The following is a 21,645-nucleotide window of genomic DNA, read 5'->3' as shown; positions in this document are numbered from 1 at the left end:
CGACTACTCCAAACCCGGTTAACCAACTACACCTGAACGTTCAATACTCTCGACGAAATAGCGTTGTACAAACAAATACAAAATAATGAGCGGTGCAATCGCCAGCAGAATGCCTGTATCCACGATCATGGCAACATAATTCGGGTCTGCCTTCATGCCCGAGTTCGAGCCAAAACCCATCAATTGGGGAATTAACTGGTTCGCCTGGGCAGGCAATGAAGCCACCTTCAGCGAGATAAGCGGGCTTTCACTCATGAATAGCGCGGAATAGAACGTATCGTTGTACTGCCAGACAAACGAGAACAGAATGACTGTGATCAGCGGTGAAATGGCGTTCGGCAGCATAATTCGGGCAAATGTCCGAAATCCGCCTGCTCCATCAATCAGTGCAGCTTCTTCAATTTCCTTGGGCATGCCCTTGAAGAACTGGCGGAAAATATAAATGAACAGCCCCGCCTTCAGCCCACCAGCCGTTGCCGCAGTAATCATGGACGGCCAGTATGTATTCAGCAGGTTGATCCCCTCTCGTCCCGTGAACAGATGAACCATTCCGAGGATGTCAAAGTTGCGGAAATGCAGATACATCGGCACCATCAGGGTGCTTGTTGGCACCAAAATAGTGAGGATGACCAATACAAACAGCACATTGCTGCCGGGAAAAGAAAAGCGGGCGAAGCCGTACCCGGCTAATGCACAGGATATCGCTGTGAGCAGCGTTGTAATTGTTACGAACAACAGCGTATTCGCCAGCAAAGGCAAATAATCCATCACCTGCGCCGCAAGCTTGATATTATCCAGCGTAAAATGCTGGGGAATCATATAGATGGTCGGATTATAGATATCCTGTTTATCCTTGAACGCAACCGAGATTTTAAGAAATAACGGATACAAAATAATAAATGAAATGCCGATAACCAGTGCATATCTGAATATAGAATACAGGAGGTCCGATGTCTTGTTTCGTACCCTCTGCATGCGGTAGTTCTCTTTCGGAACCACCACCATACGATCCGTTCCCGACACAGCCATAGTCTCATGCCTCCTTCAACGTTCGTTAGCTTTCAGTTGTAATGAACCCGTCGTGACAGTACCCATCCAACAACAACTAATACCAGGCCGATGACCAGCGTGTACAGCCAGGACATAGCTGAGCTCAGACCAAAGTTCTGGGTTTTAAACGCCGTCTGGTAAATGGCCTCTGTCACTGGGCTGCCTGCAAAGGAATCAATAATCGTATAGATGACATTCGTCAGGATCAATGGGCTCACCATCGGAAACGTAATTTTCCAGAAGGATTCATAGGCCGTTGCACCTTCAATTTTAGCCACTTCATACATCGAGCCGGGTACCGATTGCAGCGCAGCGAGGAAGATCAGAATCTGTACGCCAGAGCTGCTGACAATATCGTAGATGCGCATAATGGCTTCCACGATGTAATCGACATATGCCATTGGCAGCCCCACATCATTCAGCATTCGCACGATTGAAACGACGTTGAACGAAGCTCCCCCTTCGGTAGACGATTCAATCGCACTGGCGTCCCCCATCAGATTGATCAAACCTGCGGACTCGGCCGCCGCCACCGCACTGGAGGCCAGTATGACTGGCAGGAAGAAGATCGCACGCGCCATCGTTCTGCCCTTGAATTTCTGGTTAAGCAGTGTCGCCGTAAATAAACTGAAGAACAGAATCATCGGCACATTTAGCAGCATCGCTCCGACCGAATCCACCAAGATCCGGTTAAAGGTGGCATCAACCAGGATGGCATCCTTGAAATTTTTCAGCCCGACAAAATCCAGTACATATCCTCCTGGGGCAACCGACAGATTGCTCAAACTGAACCGGATCGATTGCAGCAGCGGCGTAGCGAACAGGAAGATGAAACCAATCAGCCATGGCGAAATAAACGCAAGTCCAAGCAGCGCTCTCCGTGATTTCAAGGATAAACGAAGGCTTCTCATTGGTTCACTCCTTCCACTGCATAGTCCGCCCCGCCAACGGTAATTCCATTAATCGTTACCGGATCAGCCGTGTAATTCACCAAAATCGTTGCACCGCCACTATAAGTGACACGCACTACGCCATCCTGAACTCGTTCATGCTCGGTTATTGGATGGTTCCGCAAATGACCTAATACTTCATTCGCTTCCTTGTATAATGCAGCTGCGTCATCTACCCAATATGCGTAGTCAGTGGCATAAGCCGAATCATAATTGGTCAGCTTCAGCTTGGATGAAGGTTCATACGTCCATTGAAATTGCGGAGCTGAGCCCAGCTCCAGACTGCGGAGCAGCTGTTTGCGCAGATCTTGATCCCCTGACGTATTCATTGCGGAAGCAGCGTAGTCCATATATCCATGAATGACCATTTCATAAAAAGGAACTTCCTCATCGGTAATGTTGAACCGGCTGGAGCCTGAGGGAGCATTAACAATATGCTGCGTATATCCCCACGCATAAGCATTAGCGGATGATAACATTATGTTCGGATATTCCTGCTGCAGCTTGCCCAGTTGCTCCTTCACGATGTTCTTCGCGGTTTCACGGTGGATGACACGACTATCCCGATAATCCGAGCTCAATACCTGCCCGAGATCACGTAGCGATAATGCGCTGAGTTCCAGTCTGTTGATTTTCCCTGCAAACTCGCTCACCACATACGGCAGCTTGGCGGCCGACAACAGATAATAACTGTCTTTGCTCTGATCCATCCGGTTGAGGGCAGGACTGTATGGATACAATTCAGCCGTCTCCTTGGTGACAAATCGCGCTGCATCGGAGGAAGGAGCAAAGTTCCAATCGTCGTGATAGATACGCTGGAACGCCACATCAGGGAATAACGCTCCACCGGACTGATTCAGTTGTTCAGACAGATCATGCAATTCGGAACGACTGCCCACTTCACTGTCCAGCTTGACCTGGGTAGGTGTATGGTGACTGAAACCTCCGCCAAACCATCCCTGATACCGCATCTGCACGCGGTCCACACCTTCCTGCTGCAGCTTCGCAGCCATTTCAGCCGCTTGTTCATATGTCGTCATAGCCAATGTGGTCCGATATGGTACACCCAGGAATGAAGCTTTTTTGTCCACTGCACCTAACACATCCACGTAAAAAGGTAAGGCTGATTCGTCCTCCAGCGGTTTCAGTACGTTCTGCCCCACCAATTGCTGCTGATACAAACGGGCCATCCCGGAATAGCTGGCATCCTTGCCGTTTAGAAAATGGTATCGCACCTGAATATCCCCGCGGAATGGTTCCTCGCTTAGTAGCTGAATCTCCTGCATCTTTTGCGAGGTATACATCTCCAACTCATCCTCACCCCGCAGGGAGAACGTGCCGTAGACGTGGTTATAGCTATTTTGCCTGCCTCCAATATCCGCAGAGATACTGGCCATGCCATCCCCTTTTTCAATCACGGCAAACCAGGCATGTTCACCGTTCTTCAAACCAAAGACAGGCATATGGACAGATTCACTGACCTGCGGGCGACTGAGTGAATTGTCATTCGGATCTGCACCGTACACACGTTGTACGTACTGCTCCTCTTTGACCTTTCCGTTATTCAGATGGATCAGACTGCCTGAACCGTCAGGTACAAACATATAACCTTCACCTTTCGTATCCGCGGCACCAAAGTAAGCGAGCAGATCGATATTACGAATACGGTATTGACCACTCTCTTTCACCTGACTTAGCGGCACAGTTACAACCAGCGATCCTTGATCCAGCCGATATTCCACCGGAATGACGAAGCTTGGTTTATCCGATGTGCCCCCGCCTTCGACTCCATTCTCCTCATTGTCAAAAGCAAGATCGTCAGCGGTGTAACCCGCCGCTTCAAAGGCATCCAGCATCTTGTTCAACACAAGCTGCTTTGATATCTGTCCATCCAATCGTTCCAGCACATCCGGATTGTTCTTGGTTGGATAGTAGCGGGCAGATGTATATCTTGCGACTGTGGCATCCAATTTCGAAAGGACCTTCTCCTCCAGACGCTGTTTGCTGATCAGTTTGGGCAGGGCATCAATGCCGAGCGAGGTATCCCCAAGCGTGTATGTAACGCGAATGCCCTGATCCACATTGGCAGCTGCGAACTGTTTGTTGCTGATACTGGAGCTAAAGTTCGGAAAGTTCTCCAGCGTACCGATCGCATCCCGAAATGACACGTTCAGCTGGGAGGACAGCACCTCCTTTTCATAAGCAGAAGCCAGGCCATCCTGATTACGTTCGTTCGGATTGCTGTACCAGATCTGTCCACTCGCTCCATCACGAACAGCAATTTCCGTCGTTTCCTCGTTGTAATACAGCGCCAGTCCCTGGTCTTCGACGACCAGTCGCATACCCGGCACACCCTCTGAAGAATCGGTAAGGAATTGCAATGATTCCGTCTCGGTTGGCACACCCTCTGTTGTTGCTTCAAGATAAGCCGTTGCCTCCACGGCTGGAACTCCCCTGTTATTGATATACAGCAGTCCGGCTGTAAGCAGAATCACAGCAGCACCACTGGCCAGCACCGTATATATTCGTTGCCTTTTGTTCACGGATGCCGCCTCCTTTAGGTCCGAAAAATCAACTCGCGGTAGATGTTGTAACCGAATTCATATAACTGCTGCAACATGCTGAACACCAATGCTCCGAGGAACACGATTATGCCCATGACAATTACCGTCAGCAGCATCGTCAGGATCGTTTTGATCACGGTGTACTGGTGTACCGTCATCGTGCCAATGAAGAGCAGCAGCACGAACCAGAAGAACGCGATGCTATTAAACAAATAATAAAAAGCCGTCTCTTCCTGTACCATAAACCGGCTGATGATAATCATCGGGACATAGATCAAAATAATCGGAATAAGCGAGTATCCTGTTGCCAGAAAAATCTCCTTGAACTTTCCTTCACCTTCCATCAGGGTGGTTACAGCCCAATTGGCTATGCACCAAAGAAAGAACGGCACTGCAACCGTTGCGATCTCCCCTATGCTGTTGATTGTGCGAGGATCGATGTAATTCACGAGAAACCCGGCGTATTGTTTTTGCAAAATCATCATGATAATGGTAAGCGCCAGTGCTCCAAAAGCAACGGTCAACCTGCCCCGCTGATCCGACTTGAGATCCCAGAATGCATCAATGGGGTGAAAAATGAGATGCAGCGGAAACTTAATGTAATCCTGCTTCACGGTCAATCTGCCTCCTCCGTCTCCATTTAACCGCCACTCGGACCAGGATCAGAATGAAAATCAGTGCGATCGCAAGCGTCAGAAAGGTGCCGAAATGTTCCTTCATCATCTCTCGCCGATATCTTTTGAACGCGACAGAATAACTTTTGCGATCCATTCCCAGTTCGAAGTAACCCAGAGCTTCCTCGTTTTTCTTCTCCATCAGCAAGGACTTGCCGATACCGATATAGGCGATATCATAGTTGGCGTTCAGCTTCAGCACTTCTTTCCAGATATGAACAGCCTCTGTATCCTCGCCCTGATAATGAAGGGCAACCGCCTCATTCACGCTGGCTCCAAACCGTGTTGGCTCATAGATAACCAGATTGTTTTTCCCCCGATCCAGCACTAATTGATGATTCCCGGACTGTTCCATGGCGACTGGTGTTTTGAGCGTTCCCACCTGATTTCCTTTGCCTCCATATACGTAGAGCAGATGACCTTCATCATCGTAAGTAAACACCCGGTTCTGCGTCGCATCCAGCACACTGTACATACCGTTGCCCAGTACCTTCACATCAATCAGCTTGGACGGACCCGGGTTATTGCGGAATCTGATATCTCCTTTGACTTCAAAATAACCAAATCTCTTCAGCACATCCTCACCGGATGGATTGAGACGTTTAATCGGTTCGCTGGAACCCGGGTCGATATTGGTCGCATATACGAACCCTTTGGAGTCGATATCCACATTGGAAAACTCGGTCGGTACAAACAAAACCATCTGCGCCCGCTGGGCTTTGGTTGAGAGCATCCGCCAAATGTATTCGCCGTAGTCGCGTTCCACCTTGTTCGTACCAACGTATCCAATGAACTGACCGTGCTCGTCAAACTGCATAATTCCTTCGTAGACACCCTGAGCCACCACATACACCCGGCCTACCCGATCCACAGTCAATTTCAGCGGTTGGAACTGAAAATTGGTCGCGAGGATATCAGACTCTGGCTTCGTAATCGTATGGACCAGCTGACCTTCCGCATCCAGGACAACTACGCGGCTGTTCCCCGTATCTGCAATGTATACTCGATCCTCTTCATCCACGAATAATCCACCTGGCGTATTAAAACTCTCCTTGCTGCCGTCCATCATAAATCCTTCGATTACCCGCAACAGCTTATACTGCGCGTCAAGGACAACAATTCGGCTGTTGCCACTGTCCAAAATATAAATCTGCCCGGAGGGAGAGACGTTTACATCACCGGGGTCTTTGAATTCGCCAATGCCCAGGTCGCTGCCCGAGATGGCTTGCTTGGGCAGATAGGCATCCGGTGACGGAACGGCCTCTTTCCAGTAGTTGTAGTTATAACTCTCATACGGCGCCGGGGAGGCCGCCGCAGGCACGGTATTCACCAGCAGCAGCGATACTGCCGCCAGGAGAACAAGCCATCTTTTCACTGTGCGTGCCATATCGTTCCCCCTTATTCCTTCATGCCCGAACTCGCCATCGTCTCAATGATGCGGCTCTGGGAGAAAATGAATAGCGTAATGGGCACACTCATCAAAATAAGTGCTACCGCAGCACCTGCCCCGGCCCGGGATATCCCGCCCTGAATGATCTGACCCGCCGCATAGTGCAAGGTCTTGAGCTGTTCACTGTAAATGTACCCATTGCCATCACTGCCCCACAGCATCTGGAACAGCAGAATGATCAATGTGAGCCAGGCTGGCTTTACATTGGGCATGACAACGGACCAGAAAATTCGGTATTCACTGGCACCGTCAATTTTGGCTGCTTCCAGCAACGCATCCGGGATCTGCTCCATGAACTGCTTCATCAGATACAGACCCAATGAATAGGCAAATGCCGGAATAATGACAGCCCAATACGTATCAATCCAGCCCAGCCATGACATGATCATATAATTGGGAATGGCCGTAACGGCAGGCGTGAACATCAGGGAAAGCACAACAACCTGGAACATGAACACTTTGCCCGGAAATTTGTGCTTGGCGAGTGGGTACGCCGCTGCCGATGCGAGCAGCACATGGCCCACGATGCCAATGCCTGTAATAAATACCGTGTTGAATATATATCGTGAGAACGGAACCCACGAGTCACTCAGCAGATTCAACAGATCCGTGAAATTGCTGAACGTTGGATTTTTGACAAATAGCGTTGGTGGGAAAGTAAAAATCTCATCCAGTGGTTTGAACGCATTATTAATCGCATAGATCAGCGGCAGCACCATGAAAGCACCAAATACGAGCAGAAGGGCAAACAGGGAGATGCTTCCCGATAAAGAGCGGTTCACCCGCTTTTTGCCTGACGCAATTGCAGCCATAGCTATTCTCCCACCCTTCGAAGCAGTTTCTGTACCAGTAGGTTGGTGCCCACCATAATCATGAACAGTACGGTTGCAATCGCCGAGGCGTAACCCATCTCAAACCGCGTTGTACCAAAGTCGATCAAATGGGTCACCACCGTCTCCGCCGCATAGTTCACGCTTGGGAACCCCGCCAGCGCAATAGATACATCGGCCACGGCGAATGAGGTCGTAAGTTGAATGACCGCACCGAACATCAATTGCGGACGCATCGAAGGCAGGGTAATATACCAGAGCTCCTGCCAGCGATTTTTGATCCCGTCTACCGCACCTGCTTCATATAACGTCCGGTCTACGGTCTGCAAACCGGCGATAAAAGCCAGAAAGCCTGTGCCAAGACTGAGCCACAATTGCACCAGAATGAGGATTGGCATAATGTAGGCTTCCGTTTTCAACCACTGAATTGGCTCCAGCAGAAATCCCCATTTGATCAGTAATCCATTGGCTATACCGTAGCGATCCCCCGAGAAAATCATCAACCAGATAAAATAGACATTCCCCGAAATGGATGGCGCATAGAAGATCAGCGTCATGAACGCTCTCCATTTGGGCGTTAATTCATTAATGATCCACGCAAATACGAAACAGGCAATATAACTGATGGGTCCGGTAATAATGGCAAACAGCAACGTGTTTTTGATGGCAATCAGAAATACGTCATCCTCCAGAAACAGCCGGGTATAGTTCTGCCAGCCAATAAAACCCGGAAACTCCAACATGTTGAAATAGGTGAAGCTGAGTATGATGGAGATGACCACCGGAATCACAGTAAACATGATGAATAGGATCATATAAGGAGCTAGCAGTACATAGGAATGTTTGCTGGCCTTCATTTCCTTGAGCTTCCAGGACCACCATGATTTCATGCCCATGCCTGGTGTTTTCTCAGGAGGACTGTTTTGTCCGTCTCGGAGTGATATTTGTGACACTGTTAACCCTCCCTCTGCTTACGGAAGACCAAATTCATTACGCTTGACTCGAATCTCGTCCTGAATATACTGGGTGTAATCCATGATGGATTCCCTGGCTTCCACTTGGCCAACAACCGTCTTGTAAAATGCATTGAACAGATGACGTCCGGTAAAATAACCACCAGGTACTTCGGGAATGCCCTTTACTGTCTCGAATTGTGCCTTCAGATTCGCATAATCTTCAGCCGGCCATGGAAGTGAATCGAGTGCCTTGATGTTGGCCGTCGGATAACGCGCAGCCGCACCCATCAGCCCTTCCATCTCGCGGCCAAACTCAGCCTGAACCGGTGTACTGGTCCACCATTTCATGAACTCCCACGCCGCCTCCTGATCCTTGGCACTTTCCAGCATCATGACCGCACTGCCGCCACCCGGAACGTCCCGATTCAATGTTCCATCCGGCTGCACAGTCCCCGGAACAGGAACAAATCCCCATAATCCACGGATCTCCGGTGCAAATACGGACAACTGGTTATACATCGTGTAATCCGTCAGACCAATCGGCATCTGTCCGGTCCGGAAACGGTTGGCAAAGTCATACTCCCGCTCGAGCTTGTAATCGGTATAAAACTCTGTCCACTTCTTAAAGGTCTCAATGCCGATGCGCGAATCCAGATCCGATTCCTTGTCGTCATTCCGATAGAAGGAGCCGCCGTTCTGCAGCAGCATCGTTGCATACTGCGAATTAGGCGGGATATTGACCCCCTGCATGTTGGCCTGGGCCACCACCGGCATGCCAAATTCCATATGATTTTTGCTCAGAATCGCCAGCAGGCTCTCGACATCATCCCACGTTTGAGGAACTTCAAGCCCCAGCTCTGCAAGCACATCTTTTCGATAAAACAACATATTAAAGGTCTGTGTCTCCGGCAGGGCGTACACGCCTGAATCATAGGCGTACGGTACGATGGCACTGTCTCTAAACTCCTGTTCCACCGTGGTATAGTCACTAAACTGGGTGAGATCCACCGCCGAGTTCCGCATCGCAAAGTTCACGGGCAGATCATTGCCGATCTGCATCGCTACATCCGGTCCTTCACCCGATAAAGTGGCTGGCAACAGCGTACCCATGTTAACCAGCTTCAGATTGACGTTGATGCCACTCTCCTGTGTGAATGTCTCATCAATCATCGCTTTCATCGTGTTCGCCTGATCACGACCACTGCCGATCCAGACCGTCACTGTGCGCTGATCCTCTGACGTGGCAACGTTCCCAATCTGGTTATAATCAATGAAGAACGAATGGTAGAATGTCTTCGCTTCGTGACCAAGCTTCGCCAGCGGCCCCATACCCGTTCCAGGAATGCTGCTGTCTAATGAAGCTACATAGAGTGCATCAATTTCAAGCGGTTGCTCGCGAGCCTGCTGCACCCAAGTCCCGAGTCCGCCCGTGTTCGTTTTGTATGCGGCAAGTCTTCTTGGAATGGTATCGGGCTTGTCGATCATCTCATCCAGCTGTTGGGCCATCGTTTTGATCAACGCTTCTTGATCGCTGGACTGGCCTGACAGAAGACGAAGTTGCCCTGCCACTTCCTTCAGACGTTTGCTTTCTCCGCTAAACACCCCCAGCAGATTCGGAATCTGCTTCTCCACCCGATAATCCCGGAATTCATCCGGCTTGGTGCCTGTAATCATCAGAATTCTCCGGTACATGGAGTTCAGGTTGTACAGGCTGTCCTCCACATTGCGAATAAGTGGTGCGAAGTCGCCCAGGCTGTTCTCCAGCCGAATGACATGTTTGCCTTTATCCAACTGAAACTTGTAAGCATCCTCACCGCCCAGCACATCAATGCGATAGTCGCTTTGGTAACGGAACGGCGCCTTTGTCATCTCCACAAACGGAATCTCGTCATCGATGGTCAGCTTGCGCGTGGAATAGATGCCTTTGACAAAATTTTGCTGAGCGGTAAAACCGATATGATAAAGTCCACTCTCCGGCACGTCCACTTCCCATTCGATCCACTGTCCTGGCAGACGCCAGTTAAAGCCACCAATCGTATTAATACGCACCTGGGAAGCGCTGTAAGGGGATACGGCTGAACTTGATCTTTCACTGGTTGGATATAACGTAGGTGAAGATTTGGCAACAGCCGCTTCCCCTTCAATTCGGATGAGCACATCCTTAGGCTGACCGGAAGAATCCGTCTGCTCGGCTCCTGCGGTTTCCGCATAAGCAACGGCTGGCTTCTCGTTGAATAGTCGTATGGATCGAATTACCATGGGTTCGCGAGAGGATTTCAGCGTTAACGTGTGCTCTCCCTTTTCCAGATAGAATTTGAATGGAGCCTGTTCATACCCATCCGAGTCCTGAAATGTTTCCTCCATCCAGCGGGGCTTCTCCACTTGTTTTGGACGAAGATCATTGCCCTGATTATCCTGTTCAACAGCTTGTTTCTCATTGCCCCATACCCGGTCAAACTGCAAATAGGCGGCTTCCGCAAACGGAAGTTCACCGTCAATGTACAACGCACGCTCAATGGCCGAACTCTTTCCTTCTACGGGAAAATAGACAGCAGAGAGGTTGTACAGCCCGGTTTCCGGCACGTCAACTACCCAGTCGATCTCGCCTGTCTCCCCAGTATGTAGCGATACACCCGGCCTGCCCTCATAATCCTTCAGCTTACGTACCTCTTCACCCTCTGCCCGTATGTAGTCTCCTGCTTCGATGGTCATATCCACATCCGGTCTTGAGGCCTTACCTGCTTGGGACAGATATTGTTCATATCCGTTCTTCTGCCTCGTCTGCTGCAAGATGGCATCCACCTTAATAGCAGGCAAACTGCCAGAAGGCACAACTGCACTCTTTACACCTGCACCGGAAGTAAGCAAAAGTATGACGCAGGCTACCGCTGCTGCAATGACTATGGGCAGGATCCATTTCTTTCGTTGTAGAATTCCAGCCATCCTACGAGCCCTCCTCATCAAGGCTGATGCCAGCAATGCTTAATTGGTGATACAGGAAAAGAGGTACCCGTGCGCGAGCCCGGACACGAGGCACCCCTGTCTGAATCATGCAGGTATTACTGTTTGCCAAGCTTATCGACTGCCGCTTGTGCCTGCGCTTTATACTTCTCGGCTGTTGCTGTAACGGAAGCATTGTTTTTGATAATGTCGTTTACATAGTCACCGATTGGATAACCCGCGTAGGCGTCATCCAGCAGGATGCGGCCCGTTCCCGCGATATGCTCCCGAATCATGGCGATGTCCTTCTCGTCGGTATAACGGCTTTCCAGGTAATCCTGACCTGGGTACTCTTCAATCTGCGGAATGTCGAAGGTTTCTTCATAGATTTGGTATACAATTTTAGGATCTTCCACACCTTTAGGAATGAATTTTGCTGAGGCAGCGTTGTTGGCGTATGTTACATCCTTGCTGCCCTGAGGACCGTTCGGAATTGGTACGACTCCGGCAGCAAAGGTGATATCGCCCAACTGCCATTCCGCAGCAGTGAACAAAGCCACATCTCCATCCTTAAACGTGTTACTTTCCTCCCAGTTCGTTTTGTCACCAGTTTTGACTTTTACAACATTCTCCACGTTATACAGGCGTTTGACGAATTCGGCAGCTTCAATCGTTTTCGGATCGGACAATCCTTCTTTTGAATGTTCGTCATCTACAATCGTGCCGCCATTGGCTGCAGTAAAGTGACGAAGCACGTCAATAGCCCAGCCGGAGAACCCGTATACGTCAATTTTTCCGTCATTATCCGTATCTTTGGTCGCCTGTTTCGCCAGTTCCATGAACTTATCCCAATTCCATTCGCCTTTGTTATAAAGCTCCTGAGGGTCAGGTAACGACAGCTTCTTGAACAAGTCACGGTTATAGTGAAGTCCCAGACCGATGCTGGTAGGAGATTCAAAGGCGTAGTAGTTGCCTGCAATGGCAGGGTATTTTGCGATTAGATTTGCCTCTTGGTTGATGTTATTCTCAGCTGTGGTGAATTCGGAGATCGGAAGCAGTTGCCCTTTGAGGATGGCGGGTAATGCGGATTTGTACTCCATCTGAACGATGTCAGCGAACGGTTCGCCAGCAAGCGCAGTCGTTGTAAATTTGTTCATGTACTCTTCGAATGGCACGTTTACAAACTCAATTTTCACGTTGTATTTCTTCTCGACTTCAGCAATTTTATCCAGTCTAGCCTTATCCGATGCGGTCTCCCCCGCTGGCTTCAGATCCCACCAGGCCGCAACCTTGATGATACGCCCACCCAAATCAGGTACATCGACTGCCACTTCTTCTGTTCCGCCTTCTTTGTCTGTCTCGACGGTTCCAGTGCTATTGCCCGAATTCGCTGGAGCATCATCAGCCGGCTGAGCCGTCCCCCCACCACTGCAAGCGGATACAAAAAGCATTACGGCCAATAACATGAGCGGCAAAACGTTCCATTTTCTAGTCACGATTTTAACAACCTCCCCGAATGTGTATACAAATCATGGTCCGGCATAACTCCCTGACTTCCATTTTCCCTAATGAAATTCGATGACCACCACCATTTGTTATTTGTCCGTTTGGTTTTGACAAACAAAATTTAACATAGCACAATGTAAGCGTCAACATTTTTATTGTTAACATTTTCTAATTATTCTGATAAAATGCTGTTATATCGCTTTAAAACCTTATGAAACAGCATATTATCCAAATGCCATTCTGAGTACTCCTATATCCAAAACGAAAGTCATTTTGATTATTTTGTTATTTTATAAAATAACAAAAAGATAATAACACATTCAAAAATTCGCCTTTTTCTCCTGCAACATGTCCATCGCCGAGGTCTATTTCCGTCGTTACATGTATGGGACACTAACATTTTCACTTCTACAGCCGTTATTAGATTAAGAGAAATACATCATGATATACTAGAAACAGCTTTATTGCACAATGTAAGGAATACGGCAGAACTACGAGTGTAAGGATGGTATGATGAAGACGAAGGTAACAATTCAGGAAATTGCACATTTTACAGGTCTGTCGAAATTTGCGGTCTCACGAGCTCTGTCTGGAAAATCAGGTGTTAGTGAGCAGACACGGGACGTTATTCTTAAGGCCGCTGGCAAACTTGGATATTTCAAAGATAACAGCATGTTGTCTGGTGATATGTATAGCAGCAATGAACTTCAGGACCCGCAAAACACGCGGTGGAGTGGCACCATTTTAATTTTGTTTCCTAATGTTCGTTATCAGAATCAGGAATCCGTATACTGGGGGCCTGTCTTTAACGGGATATCCTCCAGACTGAACCAGAAAGGCATCAATATTCTTACTCTGACAGAGCCTTCTGCGGATCAATTATTCACGTTGCTGAATCCGGATGCCATTCGGGGCATTATTACGGTTGGCTCCATCTCCACACCCATTCTGCTTGAAATCAAGCGTCTGGGCATTCCTGTTGTCATGGTGGATCATCTGGACCCCGTCTTTCACAGTGACAGTATTTTCACAGACAACTTTACTTCCATGCGTGACATTATGCTCTACCTTCTACGCAAGGGATTCAAGCGGTTTCAGTTTGTTGGAAATACCAGTGACGCTCACAGCTTCTATGAACGATGGGTCGCCTATACTTCGGTATTGATGGGTCATGGATTGGAAATGAATCAGATCCCCGAACTAAGCAGCCCGGATGTGGATGATTTTCACAAGACATTCACTTCGGTCATTCATGAGGGGAATTTGCCTGAGGTTTTTGTATGTGCCAATGACTTCTATGCGCTATACACCATCGAGGCTCTGGAGAGCATAGGGATTAGTGTACCCGATCAGTGCGTAGTCACCGGTTTCGATAATGTGTATGATAATATCCCTGTACTCGCCACAGTTAATGTGAACAAGGAACTGCTTGGTGCGCGTGCGGTCGACCAGATGTTATGGCGAATTGTGAACCCGGAGAGTAATGTAGAGAAAAAGCTGATTCTTGCTGACGTGATGATTCGGGAACAGTACGGAAGACATAGCGGATAAAAGATAAGGTACCCATAGGCAGCAAAACACCCCCATAACCAGTATTCGACTGGCTTGGGGGTATTTGAATTTGAATGCCAATATAAAAAATAGTTGATGTTAAAAGTCCATTCTACGTATCTGTCCGGACATCATCCCAATCCTGATCCAGATAACAGATCAGCCAATTGAGCGCACGATGACGTTCGTAGGCTACTCCGCCATTCAGCTCCCCCGGAGGTGATTGCTCCTTCACACGACTGTCTACACACACCCAGTTGTACCGGTAGATTAGATCCGCTGCATCCAAAATCTCGCTTTTGGAGCGAAGCTGTGCCCCGGCTACAAAGGCTTCAACATCGTCACATTGCTGCAAATATCCTACATCTTGTCCTACGTTACAAAGATTTACTGGTGCTCCAAGTTCCTTGACGTAGCCAAGCGCCCATAACATCACATGATAAGCCTCATATCCCCATGAAAAGGAGATAACCTCCTGATGCTCTGCCCCATGCTGTTCCACAAATCTTCTCTCCACAGGTGAAAAGAATGAAGTCGCATCATACTTGTCGATCACTTCCTGGACCAGAGCTGCTGTATCTTCTGCACTCTCCCCCGCTCCCAAGCATTCGCCCTTGAGTGCTGCAATACAGAGGGCTACCGCGCGCTCTGCGACTTGTTCCACACTGCGGATCGTAGTATGCTCATCTCCCGCTCTTGCTGGCAAATGAACATTGAATGGGATTCCTTGCTCGGTTAGAAGCTGCTCGGAGCGCTCTTTGCGCAGCATTGCAGATTCCGACGGGGGTCTGACATCGTCCAGAAAACTGGTGTGCGCTGTCACTTTGTAATCCTCTACTTCGGATTCTCCGTTGACATCCAGCAGCAGCTGACCTTGCGCATTCAGCAAGGAGCCACCTCCCCAAAAGATGACTGCATCCAGGGCATCGGCCAGATGTAATAATTCATTAAAGAATTCTTCGGAAATGTCTTCTTCTGTCTCGATCCCAACAACCATATTCAGTGTAGAGCATTTAATCAATACCTTTTCCTGTAGCGAAGCATTCTTTCCCTCAATCTGACTTAAAAATCCCAGCATCCCCTGAATCATTGCCGTAAATTCTTCAGGGTGGGTCTGGCTCGTCATGATATTGAAGCCCTTTGTCTTCTTACTAAATAATTTCTTGCGTGTGACTTGAATATAGGTTTTGTCTTCCTTACGCTCAATTGTATCCTGAGGGTATATGGATTGAATCATTTCAAACAGCTGATCCAGGTCAAACTGGGAGCTGTATATCGCACAATTTCTCATGAGGTTCACCTTCTTCTTTCTATATAAGTTCAACTAATAAATATTTACACTGGCACTCCGATGACAGAACAACCTTCCGATCGCTGTTATCCCCAGATTTTGTTGATTCCCTTCTCCAAAGGGAAAAATCCGGGGATAAAGGCGAACACTTCGCTTCTTCAGGTTATTTCTGTCCTCTCCGTTGTTGTGTAAATGTTGAGTTGAACATATCTAACTAGTCCTTATACGGGTCGAATTCATTGCCTCCGGCCATCGCGACACCTACGGGGCGAAGGGTATGGTTGATTTTCAAGGTATGCGCATGCGCATTCAGCACGTCCTGCAGCTTCTTGTACACAAAAGGACTTTCATCCGTTCCTGCACCCCGAAGCTCCACACCATATGCACGAATTGCCGCTTGCATCTGCTCTTCGCTAATCTCGCCACCCATGCGTGTACGCAGCTTATAATTCATTTTGCCAGCCGCTTGGGTTCGGCTCATAATCCGACCTGCACCATGCACGGTGCTGCGGAAAGACTCGGTATTCTCTTCGCTGTGGATTCCTTCCACGATCACCGAGATATCTCCCATGCTTCCGCCCACAAAACCGAGCTGTCCCGGTGCCAGCGGCGTTGCTCCTTTGCGGACCACCACCACTTCTTCGCCCATATGCTGTTCTTTCCAGGCAAAGTTATGATGGTTATGAACCGAATACTCTGCGCTCGCCCCGAGAATGCCGAGCACCTGTTCAATCACATAATCACGCCCTGCGTATGCATACCGGCCGGCCAAAGTCATCCCGTCCCAATACATATCACCCATTTCACTCTTGAGGTCAAACAGTGTTGGTGGTTGGTCCATCGATTCTCCCGGCGCTTTGCCACTAAACGCACGTCCGGCAGCCAGATTCAGAAAACCACTGGCGACCTTAAGCCCAAAGCCGCGGCTGCCAAAGTGGTTTGCAATCCATACTTTACCCGTCGCCTCTTCCACAAAAATGTCGACAAAATGATTGCCACTGCCTACCGTCCCAAGCTGGTTGCGTGCGAGTGTCTTCAACTTGTGCTGTAGTCCAGGCTCAATGGAATCAAACAGCTTCCAGCTGGCATCATCGAACAGCTCATGCTCCACAGGATTTGGATTGTTGCGTCCTACACCGAAGGATATGGTCGCATTAATATCATCCATAATGACAGCAATCTGATCCCGAATATCATCCCACATCAGGTTGGTGCGCACAGCCTTGTTGCCGCAGGCAATATCATATCCAACCCCTGACGGACTGATCATGTTCCGGTAGGCAACCACGCCCCCGATGGGCTGTGAATATCCTTTGTGATGGTCTGCCATTAGAGCCACGCCCAATACATCTCCATACTGCGAGCAAGTCACCGCCTGACTTACCGCATTCTCCAGCGGTTCCCCCCAGACTTTAATGTTATCTACGATACGCATGATCTGGTTAACCTCCCTTTGTTTTCATTAAAACTTCCAATGAAATATATACGTTGATATATATACGTCCCTGCCCATAACTTTCTTTATTTTACCAAAGAGATAACCTTCCTGAAACTATACATTCCTTCAGTTCAAAGTTATCAGTATAAAGTAAAAAAGAGAGCTAGGCTCTCTTTTACATGATCAGTCCCTATTTCACTTCTTACTGATCTTAAACTTGAACTCCCACGTCGCTGTGTTACCCGAATAGCGGCCCCTGTTCTCCGTCACAACAACCGATAGAGTCTTGTTGATTGATTTGGAAATGGAGGAAACCTTAACGTTCATACTTTTGCTTCCCAGATCAGGGATTTTGTCCTGCTCTTCGGCATTCGCTTGTAATTTCAGCGTATCTGTAGGTTTCAGATTCAACTTGACCGACGAACCCTCCTCCAGACTCTTGCCGTTCACACTTGCCCCTATGGCCCATTCATTACCAACGGAATTGTTCTCCACCAGTTCTGCACTGACAAGCGTCACGGTCACTTTAACCGTCTTGGCAGCGGCATAGGATGTTGGGGAACATACAGCGAATACCAAACTCAGAATCATCAAGACATTAGCCCATTTTTTGAACACGAGAGTGCCTCCCTCATATCAGTTCATTATATTTCAAGACTATGCCTTATTCGCCCTGCTCCTTAAGTAGTCCTTCTACCTATTAGACATTTTCCGTGATATATTGATTAATTAAAATGCTTCCGATAACCCTGAACTTTCTCATCTTTAAAGCCCAGCTTTTCATAAAAAATATGAGCCTCTTTGCGCTGATCGCCAGACACCAGAATCATGTATTCACATCCAAGATCTCTCGCAATGTGCTCAATCTGAAGCATAAGCTTCTGACCAATTCCCTGTCTGCGTACCTGATCGGATACAATCACATTCTCCACAACCATGAAGGGATTGCACTGACCTGCCAGATCCATACATTCAATACCCATAACCGATCCGGCCAGTTCACCGTTGTAAAATGCACCGAGTACATGGTAGTGTCCATTTTGCTGGATATAGTGAAACATCTTCTGCATCTGCTGTTCATTAGTCGGTGTACCCATCAATTCGTTGTATAACTGACTTAGCGCCGGTAAATCCTCAAGTTCGATTGCTTTAATAGTAACCATAATAATCCTCCTGATTTGTCCTATTTCGCATACATTGCTTAAGTTAGGTCCTTCTTAAAATAATAATGACTGTGTCCGGTCGGTGCATTCTCGATCGTTGTGATCAATTGGTAGCCATGCTTCTTGTAAAATTCCGGTGCTTGATATGAGAATGTGTTCAACATGACAAAATCACAAAATTTCTCTCGCGCAATTCGCTCAACTTCAAGCAACAACTGAGAACCATATCCCCGATGCCGTTGTTCAGAATCCACCCAAAGAATATCAACCTCCAGCCAGTTCCAGCAAAGTGTAGTAAGCACACCTGCAACAATCTCGCCGGTCTCATTTTTGATATTGAAATTCAGTTCTTCGTAACGATGCCTTTTCCTCGCTCACATGCGCAGCATTAAATGCGATAAGTTGCTGGCGAACATATTCTGAATCCTCCGGAGTACTTGGATTGATATTGTTTTGGGTCATCATCTTCTCCCCTTCTCGTTCTTACTTCGTAGTAAATATCTGAATAGGACCTTCCCAGTCAGGCTCTCTAACCTCTTGGTATTTATTATCGGTATAGCGTGCAATGACCTTACGCCAGAAAATCTGAGCAGGCTCATTCGTCTCCATCTCCGCTACTTTCCATGTTCCGGGAAAAAGATTGAACACATGAATGGCGGCTTGCGCACCCACTCCCAGCTTTCTGTATTTTTTCATTACAAAAAACTCTGCCATTTCGTATACACTCGTCCCCTGTTTACTCTCAATTTCACGAATCAGTGCGAATCCCGCCAATTGTCCTTCTACTCGAAACAAAAAAGGATGTCTGCCCGCTTCTGTCCAATAATGGTCCAGGTACACATACTCATATAACCCGTTTTCGTTAACATCCTCCGGGTCATACTCACTAAAATCGTATTTGTACAATTCCATCAGATTGCGCAAAGTTGATTTCTGTTGGTACTCCGCTTGATGAATCGATAACATGAGATTATTTCCTTCTTTCCAGTTGATCATCGTTTGACGATGTCACTCGCAACCGCATTCGTTTCTTGCATATTTTAACATGATCTTATCCCATACAAAATAGAAACAACGCACCTCCCATATAGGAAGGTGCGTTAGTTTAACTTACTATAGTTCACTTATACCTGATGTTAAAATGCTCTACTCTATTTCTCTCAGATCAACGTACACGTGGCCTATGGCAATTCTGCCCAGGGGATCCATGGCCTTCACCTCAATCCGAATAGGCTCAATACTCGTCCCCAATGCTGTAACGTATAATTTCTGTCCAACCATTCTGACATCTGCCAATTGTGGATCAGGTGAGTCAGCCATAAGTCTGAGGCTTGACCTAGCGTCATCTTCATCCTCAAACATGAAGGACAGGTCGATCTCAATCTCATCTCCATTAACATAAGCGGTATTACCCGCAGGTGCCTCCACCAGTACAGGGGGAGCATCATCAAAATCATACATGTCCACACGTTGCAGCAACGTGTGATGCAGTGTGAAATCAGGCTCTTCTCTCAGGGATATAGAGTTGTTATTCACATCCAAGTATTGCAGATCAGACAGTTCAGCAATTCCAATGGGTAAATGAACAAGCTCATTACTGTTCACATCAAGTTTCTGTAAGGAATGTAATCCGCCCACATCCACTAAAGCAAGTCGATTATTCGCGAGATTCAGAGATTCCAGCTGATCCAGTCCCGTAACATTGATTTCCGTCAGTTGGTTACCGGATAAATCCAGCCAATTCAAGCGATCGAATCCAGAGGCATCCGCCTTGCTTATTTCGTTTCCGGACAGATCTATTTCGGTTATATTCAACCCCTTGAATATCTCGACTCCTGTCAGATCGGAAATGCCTGCATTCCTCGCATACAATCCCCCATTCGTCTGAACGAGAGCTTCCGCCAATTCATCTTTGGTCAGTGGATCATCCACATCCTTTTGCAACCAATATGCAATGGCTCCAGCCAAATTTGGATCAAGGAATTGGCGACTTATCGTATTGGCCTGTACCTTGATCTTAAGTTCTGCCGTAACGCTTGCTCCCCGAGCATCGATAGCTTTGATCGTCAGCGTTGTTTCTCCAACAGCCTGTGGTACAAGTCGAATTACTTGGCCCACCAGAGTGGAGAAAACGATGGTTTCATCTCCTGCTATGACACTGAACTGCAATTTATCACCATCTGGATCACTAAAATAAGAGGAGGCTTGCCAGTCCAGGGAGGCGTGATCCAATGTAAGTTCCTGATCAGGCAAACCGCCACTAACGATCACTGGAGACCTATTTCCCGTACCTGGATTGGACGGAGTGGAAGGATTCGTCGGTGTCGTTGGTGCAGATCCACCTCCCCCACCCGAACTTCCATTTCCATTCCCTGGCGTCGCCACGGAATTACCGTTTGTGTTTCCGGTACCTTTTCCTGCATCATTGCCACCTGAAGTTGTACCCTGCACCTCAGTTACCTTTCCTGGCTCATTAGCATGGAATTCCGGATTGGCACCCCCTTGACTCGCAGCTTCTTCAAGCGCTTTAATAACTTCAGTTGTGCGTAGTGCGATCACGGCCATTTCCTGTCTGGAAGTGGGGCGCTTCGGAGCAAAGTTTCCATTGTCCCCTTTCAAAACCCCCAATTCAACGGCCTGTTGTACACTTGGCAAAGCCCAGGTACTGATGCTGGACGTGTCCTTAAATGACAACTCTTGGGTCAAATTTAATATTTCATCATATCCCTTAGCCTTCAGAGCACGGATAATCGTCGTTGCCAGCTCTTCCCTTGTCACCAGACCGCCTGGTCGAAACGTACCATCCGGATAACCATTCATGATTCCGGCCAATTGGAGAGCATGAATATAGGATCCATTCTCAGCGTTACTGTCCAGATCTTTAAATAATGGATCTGGAAGCTGAGCTGACGACAGCACGTTCATTTCCAATAGTTGTGCCAGTGTGTATGCAAGGTCCCCTCTTGTCAACGTTGCACTCGGGTTGAAATTCCCTGTTTCGTCCGCCAGAATCATCTGTTGCTCAGCAGCCCTTTCAATGGCTTGCCTTGCCCACGGTGCTGCCTGCTGCAAGTCACGAATGTTTAATGCATCGGCCGCTGCGCTCACTGTTCCGGGAACAGTAATGACTGATAAAGACAGAAGGGCCGCCAAATAAGGCGAGACCCTACGGTTCTTATTTTTAGAACAAAATTTTTGTTTGGATATACGTGTTGTCATCTCTTAACGTTACCTCCTACATGAACATCACCCTGGAGTCAGCAAAGACTCGTCAGCGTTATT

The 21,645-nt window shown here is 48.1% G+C and carries 18 protein-coding genes; 1 reads left to right on the top strand and 17 read right to left on the bottom strand.

Translation table 11 applies throughout. The features are described from left to right. Positions 1-18 precede the first annotated feature (18 nt). From G3352_RS06200 to G3352_RS06160, 9 genes are all read right to left on the bottom strand, one after another. Positions 19-1,029, bottom strand: a complete 1,011-nt coding sequence (locus G3352_RS06200; RefSeq protein WP_163755022.1) for a carbohydrate ABC transporter permease — start codon at positions 1,027-1,029, stop codon at positions 19-21. Between the two features lie 32 nt (positions 1,030-1,061). Next, positions 1,062-1,961 carry a carbohydrate ABC transporter permease gene (locus tag G3352_RS06195; RefSeq protein WP_076289982.1) on the bottom strand — a complete coding sequence of 300 codons (900 nt, stop codon included), beginning with the start codon at positions 1,959-1,961 and terminating at the stop codon, positions 1,062-1,064. Beyond that, positions 1,958-4,543 carry a DUF5696 domain-containing protein gene (locus tag G3352_RS06190; protein WP_163755020.1) on the bottom strand — a complete coding sequence of 862 codons (2,586 nt, stop codon included), beginning with the start codon at positions 4,541-4,543 and terminating at the stop codon, positions 1,958-1,960. Before G3352_RS06190 ends, G3352_RS06195 begins: the two co-directional genes overlap by 4 nt. A 14-nt stretch (positions 4,544-4,557) precedes the next feature. Further along, on the bottom strand, positions 4,558-5,178 hold the full coding sequence (locus G3352_RS06185) for a YIP1 family protein (RefSeq protein ID WP_163755018.1): 621 nt from the start codon (positions 5,176-5,178) through the stop codon (positions 4,558-4,560). Continuing rightward, positions 5,159-6,625, bottom strand: a complete 1,467-nt coding sequence (locus G3352_RS06180; RefSeq protein WP_163755016.1) for an NHL repeat-containing protein — start codon at positions 6,623-6,625, stop codon at positions 5,159-5,161. Before G3352_RS06180 ends, G3352_RS06185 begins: the two co-directional genes overlap by 20 nt. Positions 6,626-6,636: 11 nt before the next feature. After that, on the bottom strand, positions 6,637-7,500 hold the full coding sequence (locus G3352_RS06175) for a carbohydrate ABC transporter permease (RefSeq protein ID WP_163755014.1): 864 nt from the start codon (positions 7,498-7,500) through the stop codon (positions 6,637-6,639). Positions 7,501-7,502: 2 nt separating this feature from the next. Beyond that, on the bottom strand, positions 7,503-8,414 hold the full coding sequence (locus G3352_RS06170) for a carbohydrate ABC transporter permease (RefSeq protein WP_163755057.1): 912 nt from the start codon (positions 8,412-8,414) through the stop codon (positions 7,503-7,505). 75 nt (positions 8,415-8,489) lie between these two features. Beyond that, the gene (locus G3352_RS06165) at positions 8,490-11,417 is read right to left on the bottom strand and encodes an extracellular solute-binding protein (protein WP_163755012.1); all 2,928 of its coding nucleotides are present in this window, start codon (positions 11,415-11,417) and stop codon (positions 8,490-8,492) included. Between the two features lie 116 nt (positions 11,418-11,533). Further along, the gene (locus G3352_RS06160) at positions 11,534-12,910 is read right to left on the bottom strand and encodes an ABC transporter substrate-binding protein (protein WP_345940730.1); all 1,377 of its coding nucleotides are present in this window, start codon (positions 12,908-12,910) and stop codon (positions 11,534-11,536) included. A 520-nt stretch (positions 12,911-13,430) separates the two neighbouring features. On the opposite strand from G3352_RS06160, the gene G3352_RS06155 reads away from it, so the two are divergent. Then, positions 13,431-14,471: a LacI family DNA-binding transcriptional regulator gene (locus G3352_RS06155; protein WP_240342960.1), complete on the top strand. Its 1,041-nt coding sequence runs from the start codon at positions 13,431-13,433 to the stop codon at positions 14,469-14,471. A 112-nt stretch (positions 14,472-14,583) separates the two neighbouring features. Here the strand turns inward: G3352_RS06155 and G3352_RS06150 are convergent, their stop codons facing one another. The 8 genes from G3352_RS06150 to G3352_RS06120 all read right to left on the bottom strand — a co-directional run bounded on the left by G3352_RS06150 (position 14,584) and on the right by G3352_RS06120 (position 21,582). Next, complete coding sequence (locus G3352_RS06150; protein WP_163755008.1) at positions 14,584-15,762, bottom strand: DUF4272 domain-containing protein; 1,179 nt, start codon at positions 15,760-15,762, stop codon at positions 14,584-14,586. A gap of 214 nt (positions 15,763-15,976) precedes the next feature. Then, a complete protein-coding gene (locus G3352_RS06145; RefSeq protein WP_163755006.1) occupies positions 15,977-17,197 on the bottom strand; it encodes an RtcB family protein in 1,221 nt (406 codons plus the stop codon). 198 nt (positions 17,198-17,395) lie between these two features. Next, a complete protein-coding gene (locus G3352_RS06140) occupies positions 17,396-17,818 on the bottom strand; it encodes a hypothetical protein (protein ID WP_345940729.1) in 423 nt (140 codons plus the stop codon). A gap of 107 nt (positions 17,819-17,925) precedes the next feature. Then, positions 17,926-18,363 carry a GNAT family N-acetyltransferase gene (locus G3352_RS06135; RefSeq protein WP_076289992.1) on the bottom strand — a complete coding sequence of 146 codons (438 nt, stop codon included), beginning with the start codon at positions 18,361-18,363 and terminating at the stop codon, positions 17,926-17,928. A 38-nt stretch (positions 18,364-18,401) separates the two neighbouring features. Further along, positions 18,402-18,665, bottom strand: a complete 264-nt coding sequence (locus tag G3352_RS31555; RefSeq protein ID WP_345940728.1) for a GNAT family N-acetyltransferase — start codon at positions 18,663-18,665, stop codon at positions 18,402-18,404. A gap of 22 nt (positions 18,666-18,687) precedes the next feature. Beyond that, positions 18,688-18,828, bottom strand: a complete 141-nt coding sequence (locus G3352_RS31550) for a hypothetical protein (protein WP_345940727.1) — start codon at positions 18,826-18,828, stop codon at positions 18,688-18,690. A gap of 18 nt (positions 18,829-18,846) precedes the next feature. Then, positions 18,847-19,359: a GNAT family N-acetyltransferase gene (locus tag G3352_RS06125; protein ID WP_240342959.1), complete on the bottom strand. Its 513-nt coding sequence runs from the start codon at positions 19,357-19,359 to the stop codon at positions 18,847-18,849. Positions 19,360-19,509: 150 nt separating this feature from the next. Beyond that, positions 19,510-21,582 (bottom strand): S-layer homology domain-containing protein, encoded by a 2,073-nt coding sequence (locus G3352_RS06120; protein WP_163755004.1) that lies wholly within the window; start codon positions 21,580-21,582, stop codon positions 19,510-19,512. Between the last annotated feature and the right edge of the window lie 63 nt (positions 21,583-21,645).

This window comes from Paenibacillus sp. ALJ109b (genome assembly GCF_010747435.1).
GTDB classification, from domain to species: Bacteria; Bacillota; Bacilli; order Paenibacillales; family Paenibacillaceae; genus Paenibacillus; species Paenibacillus taichungensis.
The sequence above is the reverse complement of the archived record's forward strand: the minus strand, read 5'-3'. Positions and strand labels throughout refer to the sequence as shown.